Annotated in this window: 17 protein-coding genes; 6 read left to right on the forward strand and 11 right to left on the reverse strand. The window is 57.1% G+C overall.

The features are described 5' to 3' along the window. Positions 1–2 precede the first annotated feature (2 nt). Genes GQF03_RS06635 through GQF03_RS06675 form a run of 9 tightly spaced genes read right to left on the reverse strand, consistent with a single transcriptional unit; the run spans position 3 to position 11,415 of the window. Positions 3–1,205: a phosphopentomutase gene (locus GQF03_RS06635; RefSeq protein WP_161338425.1), complete on the reverse strand. Its 1,203-nt coding sequence runs from the start codon at positions 1,203–1,205 to the stop codon at positions 3–5. After that, complete coding sequence (gene deoA / locus GQF03_RS06640) at positions 1,206–2,552, reverse strand: thymidine phosphorylase (RefSeq protein WP_161338426.1); 1,347 nt, start codon at positions 2,550–2,552, stop codon at positions 1,206–1,208. Beyond that, positions 2,542–4,926 (reverse strand): aldehyde dehydrogenase family protein, encoded by a 2,385-nt coding sequence (locus tag GQF03_RS06645; protein WP_161338427.1) that lies wholly within the window; start codon positions 4,924–4,926, stop codon positions 2,542–2,544. Before GQF03_RS06645 ends, deoA begins: the two co-directional genes overlap by 11 nt. 9 nt (positions 4,927–4,935) lie before the next feature. Then, on the reverse strand, positions 4,936–5,922 hold the full coding sequence (gene deoC / locus GQF03_RS06650) for a deoxyribose-phosphate aldolase (protein ID WP_161338428.1): 987 nt from the start codon (positions 5,920–5,922) through the stop codon (positions 4,936–4,938). Beyond that, positions 5,909–6,775 (reverse strand): purine-nucleoside phosphorylase, encoded by an 867-nt coding sequence (locus GQF03_RS06655; RefSeq protein ID WP_161338512.1) that lies wholly within the window; start codon positions 6,773–6,775, stop codon positions 5,909–5,911. The genes deoC and GQF03_RS06655 overlap by 14 nt, the downstream gene beginning before the upstream one ends. Then, a complete protein-coding gene (locus GQF03_RS06660; RefSeq protein WP_161338429.1) occupies positions 6,775–7,746 on the reverse strand; it encodes an ABC transporter permease in 972 nt (323 codons plus the stop codon). Before GQF03_RS06660 ends, GQF03_RS06655 begins: the two co-directional genes overlap by 1 nt. Then, positions 7,746–8,867 (reverse strand): ABC transporter permease, encoded by a 1,122-nt coding sequence (locus tag GQF03_RS06665; RefSeq protein ID WP_161338430.1) that lies wholly within the window; start codon positions 8,865–8,867, stop codon positions 7,746–7,748. Before GQF03_RS06665 ends, GQF03_RS06660 begins: the two co-directional genes overlap by 1 nt. Next, positions 8,867–10,420 carry an ABC transporter ATP-binding protein gene (locus GQF03_RS06670; RefSeq protein ID WP_161338431.1) on the reverse strand — a complete coding sequence of 518 codons (1,554 nt, stop codon included), beginning with the start codon at positions 10,418–10,420 and terminating at the stop codon, positions 8,867–8,869. The genes GQF03_RS06665 and GQF03_RS06670 overlap by 1 nt, the downstream gene beginning before the upstream one ends. 11 nt (positions 10,421–10,431) lie before the next feature. Then, on the reverse strand, positions 10,432–11,415 hold the full coding sequence (locus GQF03_RS06675) for a BMP family lipoprotein (protein WP_161338513.1): 984 nt from the start codon (positions 11,413–11,415) through the stop codon (positions 10,432–10,434). Between the two features lie 253 nt (positions 11,416–11,668). Here GQF03_RS06675 and upp point away from each other — a divergent pair, with 253 nt between their 5' ends. Both upp and lpxC read left to right on the forward strand, forming a co-directional pair. After that, the gene (gene upp / locus GQF03_RS06680; RefSeq protein ID WP_161338432.1) at positions 11,669–12,319 is read left to right on the forward strand and encodes a uracil phosphoribosyltransferase; all 651 of its coding nucleotides are present in this window, start codon (positions 11,669–11,671) and stop codon (positions 12,317–12,319) included. 148 nt (positions 12,320–12,467) lie between these two features. Beyond that, entirely contained in the window at positions 12,468–13,382 is a 915-nt protein-coding gene (gene lpxC / locus GQF03_RS06685) for a UDP-3-O-acyl-N-acetylglucosamine deacetylase (RefSeq protein WP_206376371.1), read from the forward strand. 100 nt (positions 13,383–13,482) lie between these two features. Here lpxC and GQF03_RS06690 read toward each other — a convergent pair whose 3' ends face one another. Beyond that, positions 13,483–13,869 carry a helix-turn-helix domain-containing protein gene (locus GQF03_RS06690; RefSeq protein WP_161338434.1) on the reverse strand — a complete coding sequence of 129 codons (387 nt, stop codon included), beginning with the start codon at positions 13,867–13,869 and terminating at the stop codon, positions 13,483–13,485. A 446-nt stretch (positions 13,870–14,315) separates the two neighbouring features. Here GQF03_RS06690 and GQF03_RS06695 point away from each other — a divergent pair, with 446 nt between their 5' ends. From GQF03_RS06695 to ligA, 3 genes are read left to right on the forward strand one after another with little or no spacing between them, the layout of a single operon-like run. Next, positions 14,316–15,104: an outer membrane protein assembly factor BamD gene (locus GQF03_RS06695; protein WP_161338514.1), complete on the forward strand. Its 789-nt coding sequence runs from the start codon at positions 14,316–14,318 to the stop codon at positions 15,102–15,104. Positions 15,105–15,118: 14 nt separating this feature from the next. Then, positions 15,119–16,780 (forward strand): DNA repair protein RecN, encoded by a 1,662-nt coding sequence (gene recN / locus GQF03_RS06700; RefSeq protein ID WP_161338435.1) that lies wholly within the window; start codon positions 15,119–15,121, stop codon positions 16,778–16,780. Between the two features lie 6 nt (positions 16,781–16,786). Then, entirely contained in the window at positions 16,787–18,895 is a 2,109-nt protein-coding gene (gene ligA / locus GQF03_RS06705) for an NAD-dependent DNA ligase LigA (RefSeq protein WP_161338436.1), read from the forward strand. A gap of 3 nt (positions 18,896–18,898) precedes the next feature. On the opposite strand, the gene GQF03_RS06710 is transcribed toward ligA, so the two are convergent. Beyond that, on the reverse strand, positions 18,899–20,902 hold the full coding sequence (locus GQF03_RS06710; protein ID WP_161338437.1) for an aminopeptidase P family protein: 2,004 nt from the start codon (positions 20,900–20,902) through the stop codon (positions 18,899–18,901). 211 nt (positions 20,903–21,113) lie between these two features. On the opposite strand from GQF03_RS06710, the gene GQF03_RS06715 reads away from it, so the two are divergent. Then, entirely contained in the window at positions 21,114–21,395 is a 282-nt protein-coding gene (locus tag GQF03_RS06715; RefSeq protein WP_161338438.1) for a hypothetical protein, read from the forward strand. Positions 21,396–21,423: the final 28 nt, after the last annotated feature.

Raw genomic sequence — 21,423 nt, forward strand, 5'->3', positions numbered from 1 at the left:
GGCTAGCCCAAAAAACTCTTACCATGTGCCAGAGGCGGCAGGCCAAGATGACTGGTGATCGACTGGCCGATATCGGCAAAACTGTCCCGCTCCCCGATGGGGCCGCCCGGGATGCCCGGCCCGAAAGCGATTATCGGCACCACTTCTCTTGTGTGGTCCGTGCCCTCCCATGTGGGGTCACAGCCATGATCGGCGCTCAGTATCACGATATCACCATCCTTAAGCCTGGCCATCAAATCGGGTAGGCGCGCATCGAATTCCTCAAGTGCCCTGGCATATCCGGCGACATCGCGCCGATGGCCGTAGGACTGATCGAAATCCACCAGATTAGTGAATACAAGGCTGCCATCCTCTGCGCGCGCGATGGCGTCGATGGTGGCATCCGTCAGGGCCATATTCCCGGCCGCCTTGACGATTTCACCTGTTCCCTGATGCGCAAAGATATCCCCGATTTTGCCGATTGAAATCACCTGGCGACCGGCGGCGGTCAGTTGATCAAGCAGCGTGGGTTCCGGCGGGGGAACGGCAAGGTCCTTGCGGTTGGCCGTGCGGGTAAACTGTCCCGCCGTGCCGATAAAGGGGCGGGCGATAACGCGTCCGATGCCCAGTGGATCGACGAGGCCCCGGGAGACGTCACACAGCGCATAAAGCCGGTCCAGCCCGAAGGTTTCTTCATGGGCCGCGATCTGAAGGACGCTATCGGCGGAGGTGTAGAGGATGGGCTTGCCACTTTCCATATGCTCGACGCCCAGCCGTTCGATGATTTCCGTGCCGGAGGCATGGCAATTGCCAAGAATACCGGGGAGATTGCCGCGATCGATCAGCGCGTCCGTCAGGTCCTTCGGGAAACAGGGAATGGTTCTCGGAAAATATCCCCAATCGAACATGACGGGCACGCCCGCCATTTCCCAATGACCGGATGGGGTGTCCTTGCCCTTGCTTCGCTCCTGTGCGATCCCGTAAAGCCCGGTATAGCTTCTGCGATCCCCCGGTTTGCCGTGATATTCGTCATGGGCGGCGAAAAGCCCGAGGCTCCTGAGGTTTGGTAAATTCAGCGGTCCCGAGCGTCCCGCCGCATCCGCGCGGCCCAGGGCCGCCGCTTCCAGAATATGGCCAAAGGTATCCGCGCCGACATCGCCGAAAACATCCGCGTCCCGCGCGGCGCCGAGACCGAAGCTGTCAAGAACAATGAGGATTGCCCGCATCTATATATCCCCCTTTGTGAGGCGGTGACGAACTGGCGCTGAGAGGCTCGGCGGTTCCTCCGAAATGGTGATCGCGTCCAGAATTCTCCGCTCCGCGCGGTCTGCATCTGCGTCATTCCGGGCAATAATGGTCGCGATCGGGCTTCTCGGTCCAAGCTTGGCGCCAAGCCCGGCAATATCAGCAAGGCCGACACCATAATCAATGGTATCCGATGCTACATGCCTGCCGCCGCCGAGATCCATGACGGCGACACCCATCTCACGCACATTTATCGCGCCAATATAGCCGCGCTTCGGTGCGATGACGTCACGTCGAACAGGGGCAAGGGGAAGATGCCTGTCCATATTCGTCATAAGATCCTTGGGGCCCCCGAGGGCGGCAATCATCTGGGCGAACTTTTCGGCTGCCGTACCGCTGGTCAGGGCGCCTTTAACGGCGAGCGGAGCCGTCACTTCGTCGGCAATCCCCGCGATGACCAGCATTTCGGCGGCGAGGGCGGAAACCACTTCCAGGAGCCGCGGTTCGACATTTTCGCCCATCAGGAAATCTATTGTTTCGCACACTTCTATAGCGTTTCCTGCCGTTTTGCCGAGAACTTCATTCATATCCGTCAGAAGCGCCGTTGTCGGCAGTCCGGCGCCGTTGGCGACCGCGACGATGCTGCGGGCGAGTTCGGTTGCGTCGCCATAGTTCTCCTTGAACGCGCCGGAGCCGAATTTCACATCCATCACCAGTGCATCCAGCCCGGCCGCCAGCTTCTTCGAAAGGATCGACGCAGTGATAAGCGGGATGGACTCAACCGTCGCTGTCACGTCACGGATGGCGTAGAAGCGTTTATCCGCAGGCGCAAGGTCATCCGTCTGGCCGATGATGGCGCATCCGATATGCTTGACGGTCTTCGTCAAGAGAGTCGGGTCTGGGGCCGTGTTATAGCCGGGCACACTGTCGAGCTTGTCGAGGGTGCCGCCGGTATGGCCGAGGCCGCGCCCGGAAATCATCGGCACCGCCCCGCCGCAGGCGGCAACGATCGGCGCCAGCATCAGGCTGACCTTATCACCAACGCCGCCGGTGGAATGCTTGTCAACAACCGGTCGGCCAAGATCGGCTTTCGACCAGTCCATCACATGGCCGGATTTGACCATGGCGCGGGTAAGTGCCACCCGTTCATCCATGGTCATGCCCTGAAAGAAGACGGCCATGGCGAAGGCGGCGATCTGCCCCTCCGAAATCGAATTATCCGTGAGACCCCTTACCAGAAAAAGGATTTCGGCCTCACTCAAGGCCGAGCCATCGCGCTTTTTGCGAATAATTTCCTGGGGGAAGAATTTTTCCGGTTTAGTCGCCATAAGGTATCCAGATGTTTTTGATTTGCGTGGCCTGGCGCAGGAATTCCCGGCCTTCGCCCTGGGTCACGTCGAACCAGTTTCGCGCCCTGCCGTTGTTCACCCAGGTCCGTTTCATATTGCCTGTTGAGGCGGCCTCAACGAGCTTACCGCCGGTTTGAGGGCCGAAATACCAGACGGATTTAACGTCATCATGCTCGGCGAGTGTTTTGGTAAGGCTGTCCCGCGGGCCGGTTATGATATTGAAAGCTCCCGCCGGGACATCCGAAGTTTCCAGTACCTGATAGAAATCGGTCGCGGAGAGCGGATGCCGTTCCGAGGCGATCAGCACAATGCGGTTGCCCATGGCTAGGGCAGGGGCCGCGAGCGAAATCATGGAGAGGAGCGGGCTTTCATCCGGGCAGACCATGCCAATTGTCCCGATGGGCTCCTTCATGGCAAGAGTGACCCCACGCATCGGTGGGGAATGGACCGCGCTTTCATATTTGTCCGTCCAGGCGCCATAGGAAAACAGTCTCTGGATCGTTGCCTCGACTTCATCAACGGCTTTCTTGGCGCTGACGCCGGTTGTCTGGCGGAGGCGTTCCGCGAACTCGGCTTTCCGGATGTCCAGATTTTCTGCGAGATAATAGAGAACCTGTGCCCTGTTATGGCTGCTCGCCTTGGTCCAGCCGGTCGCTTTTCGCGCGGCTTCAACGGCGTTGCGGACATCCTTGCGGTTGCCGTCGCCGACGTCGCCGATTTTTTCACCCTTTGCTGAGAAAACGGGAAGGCTGTAACCGGAATCCGGCCGCGCCTGCTTGCCGCCGATATATAGTTTCGCTGTTCGGTCAACATGGGCGAGTGACGAGGTGCTTGCGCTCTTGCGCTCCGGCGTCTTCTCCGCATCTTTGGAAAGTTGCAGTTTCGAGAGGAAATTCGGCTTCAAGACCTCCATCATGCCTTCATGACCGCCTTCTCGTCCATAGCCGGATTCGCGGTTTCCGCCAAAACCACAGGCGGCGTCGAACTGGTTGGTCGAGTTGATCCATACGACGCCGCAATCGAGCTTTGGCGCGATATCGAGGGCGAGATTGATATTCTCGCTCCAGACCGAGGCGGCCAGTCCATAGCGGGTGTTATTGGCGATGGCGACAGCTTCATCCGGTGTGCGGAAGGTCATGGAGACGATAACGGGGCCGAAAATCTCCGCCTGCGCGACCGTCGCCGCCGGAGCGACATTGCTGATTAACGTCGGCGGATAGAAGCATCCTGCCGTTGGCAACTTGCATTCCGGTTGCCAGACAATGCCGCCTTCCTCCGCCCCTTTGCCGACGAGTGATGTTATCGTTTCCAGTTGCACCGGATCGACGATGGCGCCCATGTCGATGGATTTATCGAGGGGGTCGCCAACGCGCAACGTCTCCATCCTTTTTTGGAGCTTGGCGATCATTCTCTCCGCGATGCCCTCCTGCAGCAGCAGGCGAGATCCGGCGCAGCAGACCTGCCCCTGATTGAACCAGATGGCGTCGACAACGCCTTCGACGGCACTGTCGAGATCCGCATCCTCGAACACGATAAAGGGGGACTTTCCGCCAAGCTCGAGCGTGAGATGCTTGCCGCTCCCTGCCGTCACGCTTCGAATGCGGCGGCCCACGTCGGTGGAACCGGTGAAGGCGATCTTGTCGATATCGGGATGTTTGACCAGGGCTTCCCCGGTCTTGCCGTCACCCGTCACGATATTGACGACGCCAGCGGGAAGCCCGACATCCTTGCAGATTTCGGCAAAACATAGAGCGGTGAGAGACGTATATTCCGCGGGCTTCAGAATAACCGTGTTTCCGGCCGCAATGGCGGACGCTATTTTCCATGCGAGCATGAGGAGCGGGAAGTTCCAGGGAATAATCTGACCGATGACGCCCATGGGCTCAAACTCTGCGAATTCCTGCTCCTGCAATTGCGCCCATCCGGCGTGGTGGTAGAAATGCCGGGCGACGAGCGGGATATCAATATCCCGCGTTTCACGCACAGGCTTTCCATTATCCAGCGTCTCCAGCACGGCAAGCAGCCGGGCATTGCGCTGGATCGCGCGGGCGAGGGCATAGAGAAAGCGCGCGCGGGCCGGACCGCCGAGGGCGCTCCATCCCTTTTGCGCCTTGCGCGCCGCCGCAACAGCAGCATCGACATCCTTTGTATTTCCCGCGGCGATCTTGGCCAGAGGCTCGCCCGTTGCCGGATTGCGGCTCTCGAACCATTTTTTGGACTGCGGCTTGGTCCAGTCGCCATCGATGAAATGATCGAACTTGCCCTGTCGCGCGGCAATCCATTGAAGCGCCGCCTCACAACTTTCCGGGGCGGGACCATAATTCATGCTGTCAAATTTTTCGGCAATGCTCATTGTCTTTCCTCACGCCATCGGATGACGGAAATCGGCGGAATAACGGCCGGTAACGAAATGCTCCAGCTGGCGCTCGATATCGCCCAAGAGGCTGGAAGCGCCAATGCGGAAGAGATCGGATTGCAACCAGTCATGTCCGAGTTCCTCCTTCATCATGATCTGATACGCGAGCACGTCTTTCGCGGTGCTGATCCCGCCCGCAGGCTTGTAGCCGACCTTGTGCCCCGTCATTTCAAGATATTCGCGGATCATGCGGACCATGACGAGGGTCACCGGCAGGGTCGCGTTCACGCTCTCCTTCCCCGTCGAGGTTTTGATGAAATCCGCGCCGGCCATCATGGCGACCATGCTGGCCTTGGCCACATTGCGAAGGGTGACGATGTCGCCAGTGCCAAGGATGGCCTTCATATGCGCGTCCCCGGATGCGGCGCGAAAAGTCTTCACTTCGTCATAGAGCGCCTGCCAGTTGCCGGTCAGCACATGACCGCGAGTGATGACGATATCGATTTCCTCTGCGCCTGCCGCAACAGAGGCTTCAATCTCTTTCACGCGCAAATCAAATGGGCTGAGCCCGGCTGGAAATCCGGTCGAGACGGCGGCAACAGGAATATTTGTGCCCTTCAAGGCCTCGACTGCGGTTTCCACCATGCTGTGATAGACGCAAACCGCGCCGGTGGTGATGCGGCGATCTCCCATCCCCATAGCGTCAAGAAGATCGGCGCGCACCGGCTGACGGGCCTTGGCGCAAAGTCGCTTGACCCGACCCGCCGTGTCATCACCGCTCAAAGTTGTCAGGTCGATACAGGTGACGGCTTTCAGCAGCCAGGCGGCTTGCGTCTCCTTCTTGACGGTGCGGCGGCCGCCCAGGGTGGCCGCGCGGCGTTCAACCGCGCTTAAATTCACGCGGATCCGGTCCAGCGCATCGAGATCGAGCGGCATGCCGGGATTGCGCGCATGGCCTTCTGGGGCCGGCTTCAGGGGGCTAATTGACGCCATTTTCCGTACTCCGGATGTGAGCTTTCAAAAGTTCGCGTTTCAGGGTTTCCAAAAAGACGATAACCAGACTTTCAAGATCCGCCGCCGCAATTTTCGCGCATTCGAGTGTTTGTTCGTGGCTGAGCTGGGTCTTGCTCATGCCGGCGGCCAGATTAGTAATGTTGGAAATCGCGGCGACGCGCAGGCCGCAATGCCGGGCGACGAGCACCTCCGGCGTCGTCGACATACCTACCGCGTCCGGCCCCAAGGTTTTAAAGGCCCTGATCTCCGCCGGAGTTTCGAAATTGGGTCCGAGGTAATGCAGATAGACGCCTTCATGCAATGTGATGCCGAGTTCCTTGGCGACCGCCGCGAGATGCTGGCGCAAGGTGGGATCATAGGCATCCTCCATCGAGAAAAAGCGCGGTCCGAATTCATCATCATTTGCACCCACCAAAGGATTCAGGGCCGTGAAGTTGATATGATCCTTGATCATCATCAGGCTGCCCGGCCCCATTTTCTTTTTGAAACTCCCCGCCGCATTGGTGAGGAGCAGAATTTCAATGCCAAGCAGTTTCAGCATCCGGATCGGCAGGGCCAGATCCTGCGGATTTACCCCTTCGTAATAATGCACACGCCCCTGCATGCAGGCGACGGCCATGCCGCCCAGTCGTCCGAGAATGAGTCGCCCCGCATGCCCTTCCACAGAGGAACGGGGAAAGTCCGGGATTGTTTCGTAATCGATGCTTGCGACCATTTCAATTTTCTCGGCGAGGTCGCCAAGGCCGGAACCCAGCACGATACCAACGCGAGGGGTAAAGCCCGGCGCTGCCTTTTTTACGAAATCAGCGGCCTTGTGCGGATCAAGTGTCATCATCTTTCCTTAATATAGGGCTCGCCGATGGCTTTTGGTGGATTCGCCTTGCCGACAAATCCGGCGAGCAGCAATACCGTCAATATATAGGGCAGCGCTTGGATAAACTGAACCGGAATGACGCCGACGACCGGCAGTTCCACCCCCTGCAGGCGTGCCTGCACGGCATCGGTAAAGGCAAACAAAAGGCAGGCGAACAAGGTTGGTACCGGACGCCATTTCCCGAAGATGAGCGCGGCGAGGGCCAGATACCCCTTGCCGGCCGTCATGTCGCGGATAAAACCGGCGCCATGGGCCGTCGAAAGGTAGGAGCCGGCAATGCCGCACAGCAGGCCTGTCACGGCGAGTGCCTTGTAGCGGAGCAGATCAACAGTGATCCCGGCGGTATCCACGGCATGGGGATTTTCGCCGACGGCGCGGACGCGAAGCCCGAATCGGGTCTTGTAAAGTATCCAGGCGCAGATCGGAACCGCCGCGGCCGCCATATAGACGATGATGTTATGGCCGGATATCAGTTCCGCATAGATATAGCCGACGATGGGGACGTCACGCATGGTTTCTGCAAAGGGCAGGGTGAGCGAGCGGAACCGCGCATCGCCGCTGAGCGGTGGTGTCTGGCCGCCCATACGGAACCAGGCATAGCCCAGCGTCGGGGCAAGCCCGGCGACAACAATATTGATCGCCATGCCCGAGACCACCTGGTTGCCTTTATGGGTGACGCAGGCATAGGCATGCAGCATGGATAATGCGATTGATGTAATGATTCCGGCGCCAAGCCCGACCCAGGCGGAGCCGGACAGGGCCGCAACCGCCGCCGCCGCGAATGCCGCGCCGAGCATCTTGCCTTCAAGGCCGATATCGACGACGCCGGAGCGTTCGGAAAACATCCCGGCGAGTGCGGCCAGCACTAGCGGCGTCGCCACGCGGAAGGTCGCGTCAAGAAGCAGCACGATAATATGGAAGGTTTCCATCAGCTCGCCTCCACCGGCCGGCGTGGGGCAATGCGGCGATAGGCAGCCTCGATCTTCGGGCGGAACATATGTTCAAGCGCGCCGGAGAAGAGAATGATCAGTCCCTGAATGACGATCACCATTTCCTTGTTGATCGACTTCATCTCGAAGGCCAGTTCCGAACCACCCTGATAGAGAGCCCCGAAAAGGAGGGCCGCAAGAAAAATGCCGATGGGATGGTTGCGGCCCATCAGCGCGACGGCGATTCCGACAAAACCATATCCGCCGGTAAAGTCGAGGATCAGGCGATGCTGCACACCCTGAATTTCATTTATACCGACGAACCCCGCCAGCGCGCCCGAAATCATCATGGCGAGGATAATGTTTTTCGCGGGGGAAATACCGGCATAGCGCGCCGCCGTTTCATTTTGCCCGACGACCCGGATCTCGTAGCCCCACCTTGTCTGCCAGACAAGGAAATAGAACCCGGCGCTTAGCGCGAGCGCATAAATAAAGGAGAGATTAAGCGGCGTTTCCGGCATGGCCAGGAAATCATGGAAATAGGGCAGCCAGGTGGTTTCGATAAACCGCCGGCTCTCCGGGGATTGTCCGTTCGGATCGATCACGACCTCGACCAGCAAATAGGTGAGGAGAGACGCCGCGATGAAATTGAACATGATCGTCGTGATCACGATATGACTGCCGCGCTTTGCCTGAAGATAGGCGGGAATATAGGCCCAGGCCGCCCCGAAAACTGCGGCGGCGATGATCGCGAGCGGAATAATCATCCAGAACGGCAATCCGTCAAGGTAAAGACAGATAAGACCGACGCCGATCCCGCCAAGTGCCGCCTGTCCCTCCGCGCCGATGTTGAACAGGCCGCAGTGAAAGGCGATCGCGACGGCGAGGCCGGTGAAGATAAAGTTCGTTGTATAATAAAGCGTGTAGCCGATGGCTTCGGGATAGCCGAAAGCACCGTAGAGAAGAACTTTCAACGCTTCCAGCGGGTCGTCGCCGACAATCAGGATGACGATGCCAGAGAGCACGAACGCCGCGACGAGATTGACCAGGGGAATCAGCGCATAATTTACCCAGCCGGGGATTTTAAGGGGCGCGCCGAATCTTACCTTCTCTTGCGTCATCAGCCCGCCGCCTTCTTATTGCGCGCATTTTCGCGTACGCCCGCCATCATCAGGCCGAGGCGGGTTTCCGTCGCCTCTGATGCTGCTATTTCGCCGACGATCTCGCCATCGAACATCACCGCGATACGATCGGCGATGGACATAACCTCTTCGATCTCAACAGACACGACCAGAATAGCCTTGCCCGCATCCCGCATTTTGATGAGCTGGTTATGGATAAATTCAATGGCGCCGATATCCACGCCCCGCGTCGGCTGGCCCACCAGCAGGACGTCGGGGTTCTGCTCCATCTCTCTCGCCAGCACAAGCTTTTGCTGATTGCCGCCCGAAAATCCGGATGCTGTCAGATACGGGTCGGGGGGGCGAACATCGTATTTTTTGATATAGGCCTCGCAGGTCTCGACAATTGCTCTGCGGTCGAGGCGGAGACCCTTGTTGAATTCCGGTTTGTCATGGTAGCCCAGGATTGCGCATTCGTTGGCGCTGAAAGAAAGAACCAGCCCGGCGCGGTGACGGTCCTCCGGTACATGGCCGAGGCCTATTTTCCGGAGGTTTCGGGCCGTGAAGGCCTTGCTGCCGACAAGTTCCTGATCTTTGAAACGAATGCTGCCTGACGTGGGCGTGAGAATGCCGCCAAGGACTTCCAGAAGTTCCGACTGGCCGTTGCCCGAAACGCCGGCGATACCGAGTATCTCACCGGCCCTGATGTCGAGATTGATGTCTTTAAGACGCGGGACATCGTCCGCATCCAGATAGTTCAGGCCGTGAATCGAGACGAGAGTATCCTTCGGTGCGGCTGGCTCTTTCTCGACCTGCAGAAGGACGGAACGGCCAACCATCAGTTCCGCCAGTGCCGCCTGACTGGTTTCGCTCGTTTTCAGGTGAGCGACCATTTCCCCGCGCCGCATGACCGACACATTGTCCGTAATCGCCATGATCTCGCGGAGTTTGTGGGTAATCAAAATGACCGTTTTTCCTTGCTCGCGGAGGGTATCCAGGATGCGGAAAAGATGGTCCGCCTCCTGCGGTGTCAGGACGCCTGTCGGTTCATCGAGAATGAGGATTTCCGCGCCCCGATACAGGGCTTTCAGAATTTCGACGCGCTGACGGAGGCCAACCGGCAAGTCACCGACAATCGCATCGACATTCACTTCAAGCGCATATTCCTTTTCAAGGCGGATCAGTTCCTTCCGCGCCGCTGTCATTCCGTCCGCCAGACGAAACCCTCCCTCGACGCCGAGAATGATATTCTCAAGGACGGTGAAGGTATCGACCAGCATGAAATGCTGATGCACCATGCCGATCCCGGCCTTGATCGAGCTTTGCGGATTCTCGATATCACAGCGATCGCCTTTGACGAATATCTCGCCGCTATCGGCCTCGTAAAAGCCGTAGACGATACTCATCAATGTTGATTTTCCGGCGCCGTTTTCGCCGACAATGCCGTGAATGCTTCCCCGGTCCACGGACAGGGAAATATCCCTGTTGGCGTGGACCGGTCCGAAGCTTTTATTCACACGGCGCAGCTCCAGCGCCGGAGCTTGTTCCGACATGATGGTCAGACTTACTGATCCATATAGTTCGTGACCTTGATTTTGCCCTCAATGATGTCAGCCTTCGCCTTTTCCATTGCCGCAATCATATCATCCGTAAGAACGCCCTTGTTCCATTCATCGACAGAGAAGCCGACGCCATCTTCCTTGAGGCCGAGGACCTGAATGCCAGGCTTCCAGGTGCCGTCTTTCGCCGACATCAGGGCGTTATATACGGCGACATCCACCCGCTTGAGCATGGAGGTCAGCATCGTACCGGGGTGCAGGTAGTCCTGGTTGCTGTCAACGCCGATCGCGAGTTTCTTCTCATCTGCGGCGGTTTGCAGAACGCCGAGGCCCGTACCTCCGGCCGCAGCAAATACGACATCCGCGCCGCGGTCAAACTGGCTCTTCGCAAGTTCGCTTCCTTTCGTCGGATCGTTCCAAGCCGCCGGCGTCGTGCCCGTCATATTCTCGATCACTTCAGCCTTCGGATTTGCATATAAAACGCCTTCCTTGTAACCGAGGGCAAATTTCCGGATCAGCGGAATATCCATGCCGCCGATGAAGCCGACTTTGCCGCTCTTGCTGGCCATGGCTGCCGCCACACCGACGAGGAAGGAGCCCTGTTCTTCACGGAAAACGATGGACTGGACGTTCGGCAGATCGACGACCATATCGATCAGGGTGAATTTGGTGTCGGGATTGGCCTTAGCTGCCTTTTCAACGGCCGCGGCCTGTGCAAATCCCATGGCGATAACAATGTCGGCACCTTTTTTGGCCATGCGCTGTGTGGCCTGTTCGCGCTGGGAAACCTGCGTGACCTCAAACTCCATATAGTCGATGCCGGTCTCTTTCTTGAATTTCTCGATGCCGTTATAGGCCGCTTCGTTAAAGGACTTGTCGAACTTACCGCCCATATCGAAGACAATCGCGGGATTGAAATCGGCAGCGTTGGCAAGGCCGCTGAGCGCCACGGCCGCGGTTGCGACGAGCCCTAAGGCAAATTTCTTCATCATGTCAGTCACTCCCTATGAAAATCCCGCTCGCCCTTCCCATTAAAGAACAAGTGGGAGACTTGAAATCCAAAACAAAATCTGACCGATTGGTCAAGTTTTATGATCGTCTTCCTTAAAGTATAGGAGGGAAATTTTACTGTCGCTAGAAATTATCGCCTTTTTTGGCGCACGGAATAGTGATTTTAAAATCGAAGTCGGATATGGTCAGGCCGAAACTTTCAATGCACAACAGCGCAAGGGCATCCCAATCATGGCTTATGATCCGCGATTTCCGAATCTGCATATTCTCGATCACCCGCTTATCGTCCATAAGCTCAGCCATATGCGGAACAAGAAAACTTCAACCAAGACCTTCCGCCAGTTGCTCAAGGAAATTGCCCTTCTGATGGGATATGAAATCACCCGGAACCTGCCGATGGTCCACGAGAAGATCGAGACGCCGATCTGTCCGATGGAAGCATCGGTGCTGGCTGGCAAGAAAACCGCCATCGTACCAATCTTGCGGGCCGGCCTCGGGATGGCGGATGGATTGCTCGAATTGATGCCGTCGGCGCGCGTTGGGCATATCGGCATGTATAGGGATCCGGAAACAAAACGGCCGGTCGAATATCTCAGGAAGCTCCCGACGGCGGACGACCGCCTCTTCATCCTTGTCGATCCTATGCTGGCGACCGGTTATTCCGCGGCTGCCGGGGTGGATGTCTTGCTCGACCATAATGTAGCCGCGGAGAATATCCGCTTCATGGCGTTGGTTGCGGCGCCGGAAGGGGTGCAGGTCATGCTTGAAAAACATCCGTCGGTCAATGTCTATGTCGCCGCACTGGATGAGAAGTTGAACGAAAAGGCTTATATCGTTCCCGGCCTTGGCGATGCGGGCGACCGGCTCTACGGGACTCTGTGACGACCGCCATTTACCATGATTTTGTGCAGCGCAGTAATAATTGGTAACAATGTTTGATTTGTGTGGACGTATCGCCTTTCGTACATTCACGATGCAAAATTCGTAACAGTAACAAAAGTGGCGGAAAATGGTCGTTTTTCAGAAAACATTGCGTAACAGTATAAGCTGCACCGGCGTTGGCCTGCATGGCGGCAACCGGATCAATATGAAATTGATCCCGGCTCCGGTGAACAGCGGCATTGTTTTCAAGCGCACCGATGTTGATCCGGATGTGGCGGTTATTCCGGCGCATTACAACGCCGTGTCCGACCTTATGATGTGTACGACGGTCGAGAATGACGCGGGCGTGAAAGTCGCCACTGTCGAGCATCTGATGGCCGCGCTTTCCGGTTGCGGCATTGATAATGTTGTTGTTGAGCTTGACGGACCGGAAGTTCCGGTGATGGATGGCTCCGCCGCTCCATTCGTGTTCCTGATCGAATGTGCGGACATGGTGGAGCAGGATGCCCCGCGCCGCTATATCAAGGTCTTGAAGGAAGTGGAAGTAAGCGAGGGCGCGGCGAAAGCGGCCTTGTCTCCGGCAGATAATATCTCGGTTGCCTTCGAGATCGATTTCGATAACCCTCGGATCGGCAATCAAAACTGCAGTTTCAATCTGCGTAACGGCACTTTCAAGAACGAGCTTGCCCGGGCGCGGACATTCGGTTTTCTCGGTGATTTCGAGCAGCTTAAAAAACTTGGTCTCGCCAAGGGCGGATCGCTTGAAAATGCCATCGTGTTGAGCGGTTCGGATATCCTGAACGAAGAGGGACTGCGCTATGACGACGAATTTGTCCGTCACAAGGCGCTTGATGCCGTTGGCGACCTTTATTTGGCGGGCGCACCGATTATTGGTGAATTCTACGGATTTCGCTCAGGGCATGCATTGAATAATAAGCTTTTGCATACTTTTCTTTCTGACAAGGATGCCTGGTGCTACACAACCGAGGCACCTGTCCGCATAGGTAACGTCGGCGGCGCGAACTGGCCGGCGAAGAAAGCGGCGGCGCCGGTAACGGATTAATCCGCCAGCGGGCGCACAATTAGGCGCTGAATTAAATCCAGAGGCACAAAGAGAGGCGCGGAACGTCCATTCCGCGCCTTCATACATTTCAAATTATCCGTTAGGCGGACTTGCGCCGCCGTTCCTTGCCAGCGAGGCTCTTTATCAGGCCACTTACCGCAGATCTGACACCCGGTTCGTCAATCTCGCTATAATTGCGAACGAGTTCTATGGTCGAACGGTTTTTTCCGCCATGCTCAAGCGGAATACTGGTCGTCGACGGCTCCAGATTTTCAAAGAAATATGCGACATCCACTTCAAGACGCTTCGCTATTTCATATAGCCTGCCCGCGCTTACCCGGTTGGCTCCCGTTTCGTATTTCTGAACCTGCTGATAGGAAATATCCAGAGCTTTTGCAAGATGCTCCTGAGTTAATCCCATCATGGTTCTTCTTTCACGAATCCGTTCGCCGACGTGATCATCGACTCTTTTCGCGACTTTGCCCATTGCTGTTTGGTACCTTTCTTTAACTACAAAATTATTTTTCTAGTTGTTTTACTAACGAGGGCGTCGTCGATAATTCGAGACATTTTTTTAGATTGTTATAGGAGAAAATCGAACCGCGGCTCCACCCTTATAGGTAATATAACACACACAAACAGAAAAAGAAAATACATAAAATCTAACAATATTTCGATAAAAAAAATTTATCGCTCAAACGAGAAGGAAAATTTTTTATTACTCCGCCAAAATATTAAATCTGAAATTTACTTACCTAACCCGGGCATCGCGCGCGGATTTTGGCGGGCGGGCGCCCCCTGCAAAGAAAACTGAAACCATAACTTCCCCTTGGCCTTCTGATTGGATAAAATGCCGCTGCTTCTGAATTTTGTCGGCTATGGGCCAAGAGGAACAAGTTGCATCATAATTTATATTTGAGCTTTGCGAGGGCCATGCTCGGCCTCTTTCTGTTCGTGGCGATCGCCGGGTGCAGCTCAAGCGAACAGGACGCCTATGTCGAACGCCCGGTGGAGGAATTGTATAATCAGGCGCTGGCTGACCTGAACAGTGAAAATTACATCGAGGCGGCGCGCGGTTTTGATGAGGTGGAGCGTCAGCATCCCTATTCCGTCTGGTCGACAAAGGCTCAGATCATGTCCGCCTTCGCCTATTACCAAAGCAACGAGTATGATCAGGCGATTCTCGCGGCCGAGCGCTTTATCGAACTGCATCCGGGAAACAAGGATGTGGCCTACGCCTATTATCTCGTCGCGATCTCCTATTACGAACAGATCACCGGTGTTGAGCGGGACCAGAAGGTGACCCGACAGGCGCTTGATGCCCTGCAGAATCTTGTCCGGCGCTTTCCCAACACGGAATACGCACAGGATGCCCGCCTAAAGATTGACCTTACCCGGGATCATCTCGCCGGAAAGGAAATGGCGGTGGGGCGTTATTACCTCAAACAGAAATACCTGATCGGCGCCATCAATCGATTCCGCATTGTCGTCGAGGAATATCAGACAACGACCCATGTGCCGGAAGCTCTGCACCGGTTGACCGAAGCCTATCTTATGCTTGGTATCACGGAGGAGGCGCAGACGGCGGCGGCGGTTCTCGGCTACAATTTTCCGGGCAGCGAATGGTACCAGGATTCCTACGCACTTCTCGATGCGAATTATCTCAAGCCGGAAGTTGATGAGGATTCCTGGATGGTCAAAATCTGGAAAACCGTGTTTTGACGCGCTGATCCGAGATGCTGGAAAAACTCTCCATCCGCAATATCGTTTTGATCGACAAGCTGGATATTGCCTTTGAAAAGGGGCTTTGCGTGCTCACAGGAGAGACGGGCGCTGGCAAATCGATCCTGCTTGACAGCCTTGCTCTGGCGCTTGGTGTTCGCGCCGACGCCGGACTTGTCCGTGCCGGAGAGGAGCAGGGATCCGTCACGGCCACTTTCAACCTGCCGCGCGTGCATCCCGTGTTTGATCTCCTGCAAGATATCGACGTGGAAAGTGGAGAGCCGCTTATCTTGCGGCGGACGTTGACCTCTGACGGGCGGAGCCGGGCCAGCATCAATGACCAGGCGGTGAGCGCCGGCCTACTTCGCAGCGTCGGTGAGTTGCTCGTCGAAATTCACGGGCAGAATGCGGAGCGCGGATTGCTCGACGCCAGAGGCCATCGTACCCTGCTCGATCAATACGGACGGCTGGAGCCGGAGGTCGCGGCAATCGGCGGCCTCTTCAATGATTTGCAGGCTGCGGAGAAAAAACTGAATGACGCTCTGCGCGACGTGGAACAGGCGCGGATTGACGAGGAATATCTCCGGCATGTCGTCGAGGAACTGACGGAGCTTGCGCCGCAGGAAGACGAGGAGGAGGCGCTCGCCGTGGCACGTTCCAACCTGATGCATGCCGAGAAAATTGCCGAAGCCCTGCGCGATGCGGAAAAGGCGCTCAGTGATAACGGCGGTGTTGAAAACCGGATTCGGACGGCAACCCGTGCGGTGGAACGCGTCATCGAGAAAGCGGCGGGCAAGCTTGATCCGGTCCTTGAAAGCCTTGAACGGGCGGCAATCGAAATGGCCGAGGCCCAGAGCGTGATCAATTCCGTTTCCGGGGATCTGGAGATGGATCCGGCGGGACTTGAAGCAGTCGAAGAGCGGCTCTTCGCGCTCCGGGCGGCAGCCCGCAAGCATAAATGCGAGGTCGCCGACCTTCCCCGCCTGCTCGAGAGCTTTGCAGCCCGGCTTCTGGCGGTGGAGGAGGGGGATCGGGAGATCGGTGTCCTTCGCGCCGCCGCCGCCGCGGCCCGGGAAAGATATGCGGCGGCCGCCGCGGCGCTTGGCGAGAAGCGGCGGACTGCTGCAGCGCAGATGGATCGGGCGGTGATGGAGGAGTTGGAGCCGCTCAAGCTCGGTGCCGCCCGTTTCACGACGGAAGTGGCCGATCTTCCCCCCGAGAACTGGGGAGCATCCGGTATGAACAAGGTTGCGTTTCTGGTTGCCACCAATCCCGGAAGTTCGGCGGGTCCGCTGATAAAGATTGCCTCGGGCGGCGAGCTTTCGCGTTTCATGCTGGCGCTCAAGGTGGTGTTGGCGCGCTCGGGATCGGCGCCGACCCTGATTTTCGATGAAGTCGATCGCGGTGTCGGTGGGGCGACGGCGGACGCCGTGGGGGAAAGGCTTCGCCGCCTTGCCGAGGATTTGCAAGTCCTCGTCGTCACGCATTCCCCGCAGGTCGCGGCGGCTGGCGAGGCGCATTGGAATATCCGGAAATCTGAAGTCGGTGCGGCGACGGTTACATCCGTCGACCGGCTTGATCCGGCCGCGCGAACTGAGGAAATTGCACGCATGCTCTCGGGCGCGAGTATTACCGAGGAAGCAAGAGCGGCGGCGCTTAGCCTTATCGAAGGATAACTGGTGATGGTGGATGTAAAGGATTTGACGGCGGAAGATGCGCGGGCCGAGCATGAAAAGCTGGTCGACGCGATTAAGGCCCATGACGTCGCTTATTACACGGAAGACGCCCCCGTTGTATCGGACGCCGAGTATGACAGCCTTCGCCAGCGTCTCCTGGCGATTGAGGCGCGATTTCCCGATCTGATCTCGCCGGAGAGCCCGTCGCAAAGTGTCGGGGTGACGCCGTCAAAGGGATTTGGAAAGGTGCGGCATCGGGTGCCGATGCTGTCCCTCGACAATGCGTTCAGCAATGACGAGCTACGGGAATTTGAAGGGCGAATCCGCCGTTTCCTTGGGCTTGGTCTGGATGAAGAAGTGGCTTTCTTTGCGGAACCAAAGATCGACGGACTGTCTGCGAGCCTTCGCTACGAGAAAGGAAAATTCATCCAGGGCGCGACCCGAGGCGATGGGCAGGAAGGGGAGGATATTACCGCGAATTTGCGAGGCGTGACCGATCTGCCGCTGAAAATCAACGAGTCCAACGGGCGGGCCCCGGATGTATTCGAGATTCGCGGCGAAGTTTATATGTCGAAGACGGATTTTCTCGCGCTCAATGAGTCGCAGGCAGCAAGCGGCGGCAAGATTTTCGCAAATCCCAGGAACGCGGCGGCGGGCAGCTTGCGCCAGCTGGACCATTCCGTGACGGCCTCCCGAAACCTGCGGTTCTTTGCCTACGCCTGGGGAGAGGCTTCTGAAATTCCCGGCGCGACACAGGCCGAGGTACTTTCAGCGTTCAGGGACTGGGGTTTCACCGTGAACCCTTTGTCGCGGGTCTGCGCGAACATGGAAGAGGCGATTGATGCCTATCGCAAGATCGAGGAGTTGAGAGCGACGCTCGACTATGACATTGATGGCGTTGTCTTCAAGGTCAACAAGCTCGACTGGCAGGAGCGGCTTGGGTTTGTAAGCCGTAGTCCGCGCTGGGCCATCGCCCATAAATTCCCCGCGGAACGGGCGACGACGGTGATCGAGGATATTGAAATCCAGGTGGGCCGCACAGGCGCGCTGACCCCGGTCGCCCGGCTGCATCCGGTTACGGTTGGCGGGGTTGTCGTGTCCAATGCGACCTTGCATAACGAGGATGAAATCCGCCGGAAGGACATTCGTATCGGTGACACCGTTGTCATCCAGCGGGCGGGCGATGTCATCCCGCAAGTCGTCGAGGTGGTTCTAGAAAAACGCCCGAAAGACAGCACACCGTATGATTTCCCGAAAACCTGCCCCGTCTGCGGAAGCCATGCCGTCAAGGAATTGAATGAAACTTCCGGCAAGGAAGATGCCGTCCGTCGGTGCACCGGTGGCTTGATCTGCCGTGCGCAGGCCGTAGAGCGGTTAAAGCATTTCGTTTCCCGCAATGCCTTTGACATCGAGGGGTTGGGCGCGAAGCTGATCGAAGCCTTTTATGAGGACGGCCTGATCCGGAACCCTGCGGATATTTTCACGTTGGAGAAAAGGGATAAAGCGCCCGGAAACCTGCAACGGATTAAAAACCGGGAAGGATTTGGCGAAAAAGCGACGAGTAATCTGTTCGCGGCGATCAATGACCGGCGTGAGATCCCGCTGGATCGCTTTATCTATGCGCTCGGTATCCGTCATATCGGCCAGGGAAATGCCCGCCTCCTTGCGCGAAATTACCTCAGCTTTGCGAGCCTGCGTGAAAGCCTGTCGGTGACGGGTGATAAATCCGGCGACGCCTATGCGGAACTATTGAACATCGACGGCATCGGCGCGGCGGTTGCGGATGCCGTAACGGAATTTTTCCAGGAAGAGCAGAACCAGCGAATACTGGATGATCTTCTCGCGGAAATCACGGTAACTGATTTCGAAGCGCCGGCGCAGGATAGCAGCGTTGCCGGAAAAACTGTCGTATTCACCGGCACGCTCGAGCTGATGACCCGGCAGGAAATGAAAGCGAAAGCCGAAGGGCTCGGCGCCAAGGTCAGCGGCTCGGTGTCCGCCAAGACGGATTATCTGGTGGCCGGCGCCAGCGCCGGATCGAAACTCAAGAAGGCGACCGAACTTGGCGTGACCGTTCTGAACGAGCGGGAATGGCTCGATCTCATCGGCGGCTGAGGGTCAAAGCGGCGACGTCGCCTGTTGCAGCCAGTCGAGAGCCGACCCCTTCAAAAGCGGCGACAGCTTCTCGCGCACGGCGAAATGATAACCGTTGAGCCAGGCAATTTCCGTATCGCTCATCAGGCTTTTTTCCACAAGCGTCTTGTCGATCGGCGCGAAGGTCAGCGTTTCGAAGCCGTAAATCACCCGCTCCGACCCTTGCGGCGGGATAACTTCGCGGACGGTCACCAGATTCTCTATCCTGATGCCATAGGCGCCGGTCTTGTAATATCCGGGTTCATTGGACAGGATCATTCCGGGCGCCAGCGCCACTGTACTTGGCATCTTCGAAATTCTTTGCGGCCCTTCATGGACGGAGAGATAACTGCCAACGCCATGGCCGGTGCCATGGTCGTAGTCGAGACCGGCGGACCAAAGCGGCGCGCGGGCGAGCGTGTCGAGCTGGCTTCCTGTCGTGCCTTTCGGGAAGACGGCCGTGGCGAGCGCGATATGCCCTTTTAGAACCAGCGTAAAGCGGTGGCGCATTTCCTCACTCGGCTCGCCAATGGCGACGGTCCGCGTGATATCGGTGGTGCCGTCCAGATACTGCGCGCCACTGTCCACAAGATAAAGAGAGCCGGGTCCAAGCGGGCGGTTTGACGCTTCGCTGGCGCGGTAATGGACGATCGCGCCATTCGGGCCGGAGCCGGAGATGGTGTTGAAACTGAGGTCGCGGAAATTCTCACCGCTCTCCCGGAAAGATCTGAGCTTTGCTTCCGCTGACAGCTCGTCCAGGGTTCCCGACGGCCCGTTTTCTGACAGCCAATGGAGGAATTTTGCGACCGCCGCGCCATCGCGGATATGGGCGCGTCTCGATCCCTCGATTTCAACGGAATTCTTGGTTGCCTTTGGCAAAAGGCAGGGGTCGTCCGCGCGGGTGATCTTCGCCCCTGCCTCGGTCAGGCGATCGACGATATACTGGCTGGTGACTGCGGGGTCGATCTGCACGGTCTTGTTTTTGAGCGCGGCAAGGGCCGATTCAAATTCCGCGGGCGCCTTCACCTCTACCATATTGCCAAGGTGTTCGCGGAGGTTCGCCGCAAATTTCCGTTCTTCCATGAAGAGTTCCACCCGGCCATCCTGGTGGGTAATGGCGAAACCAAGCGCGAAGGGGGTGCAGGGAAGATCGGCGCCCCGGATATTCAGCAGCCAGGCAATGACATCGGGCAGGGTATGCACGACTGCGTCGGTTTGTCGTGCGGCGAGACTTCCGGCGATGCGACTGCGTTTGCTCGCGGAACTCTCGCCTGTGAATTCCTCAGGATGCGGCTGGACGAGTGCGAGGGGTCGCGGCGGCTGGTCTTGCCAGGCCTTGTCGATCAGATTTTCCTTGATCGATTTCAGCTCGATACCGGCATCATTGGCGGATTTTCTGAGAGACGACATAGCAGATTCGGTATGCAGCCAGGGATCGACGGCGAGAACGTCGCCGCTGGACATATTCTCGGCAAGCCATGCGCTCATCGGCTCTTCGGAGACGTGGCAGGGTTGGAAAAGGTCGGTATCAACCTCATTTCGGACCTGCAGGGTATAGCGGCCATCGACAAATATCGCGGCTTTCTCTTTGAGAACCGCCGCGACGCCCGCAGATCCCGTGAAACCGGTCAGCCATTTAAGGCGTTCGGCCGCGGCCGGCGCCGCCTCCCCATGGAATTCGTCATTAAGCGGGACGATAAATCCGTCAATATGCTCGTGGGCCATTTCCGCCCGTAACTTCGCTAGTCGGTCTCGCGATGCGGAAGGGTTCAGAACGATCGATCGAATCTCCCGGCGAAAGTCATCTCGTATCGACAGCAGATTTGCGAACTGATCCTCGGTCAGGTCGGGGAACAGCTGATGAAGAAGAATATCCTCGTCATTGCGGGGCGGCGCAGCAGCCGCAGCACGCAAAAGCGCGACAGTCTCGTCGCTATTAACATTTGGCGGCAATGTGGCCGTGAGTTGTTCTAATTCTGCAAGGGTCATCAGCGCGTCCTGAAATGAGGCAAACTCTATTAAATATAGAGTTTCTAAAGAGAAATATGGCGCTTTTTTAGCATAAGTGCAACGTAAGCCATGCGTTTTTTGCAGGGCACCTTTTCGATCTTTGCGGGCAAAAGTGTGATGTAAGTCATTGTTTTTTAATGCATGCAGTGCAATATATTCGTCATCAAGAACGCTTGGTAAGGAAAGTATAATGTTCGCGAGAAACGCAAAATACGGTGATGCATTGCAGTTGCAGTATGGTCCTTTGATGGGGGCTCGGTTTGATCCGGCATCTGTCAATCGCCATTTCGGCCTTTCAACGCTGTTGCAATCGCTGCGAAAGCGCATACGCCTTGCCAATGAGGAGAATATCGTGGTGGTGGATCTTGAAAAAAGCCCCATCGGTAAAGCCGTCAGATACGGCAACGGAATTTTGGGCGACGCTGTCAATGAAAACAGCTTCGGCCTGACGAACAAAACGAACAAGCGGTAATGACCGCCTTGAGGGGCGGAATGAGGGA

Origin of the sequence: Sneathiella chungangensis (assembly GCF_009882935.1) — a bacterium.
GTDB lineage: Bacteria > Pseudomonadota > Alphaproteobacteria > Sneathiellales > Sneathiellaceae > Sneathiella > Sneathiella chungangensis.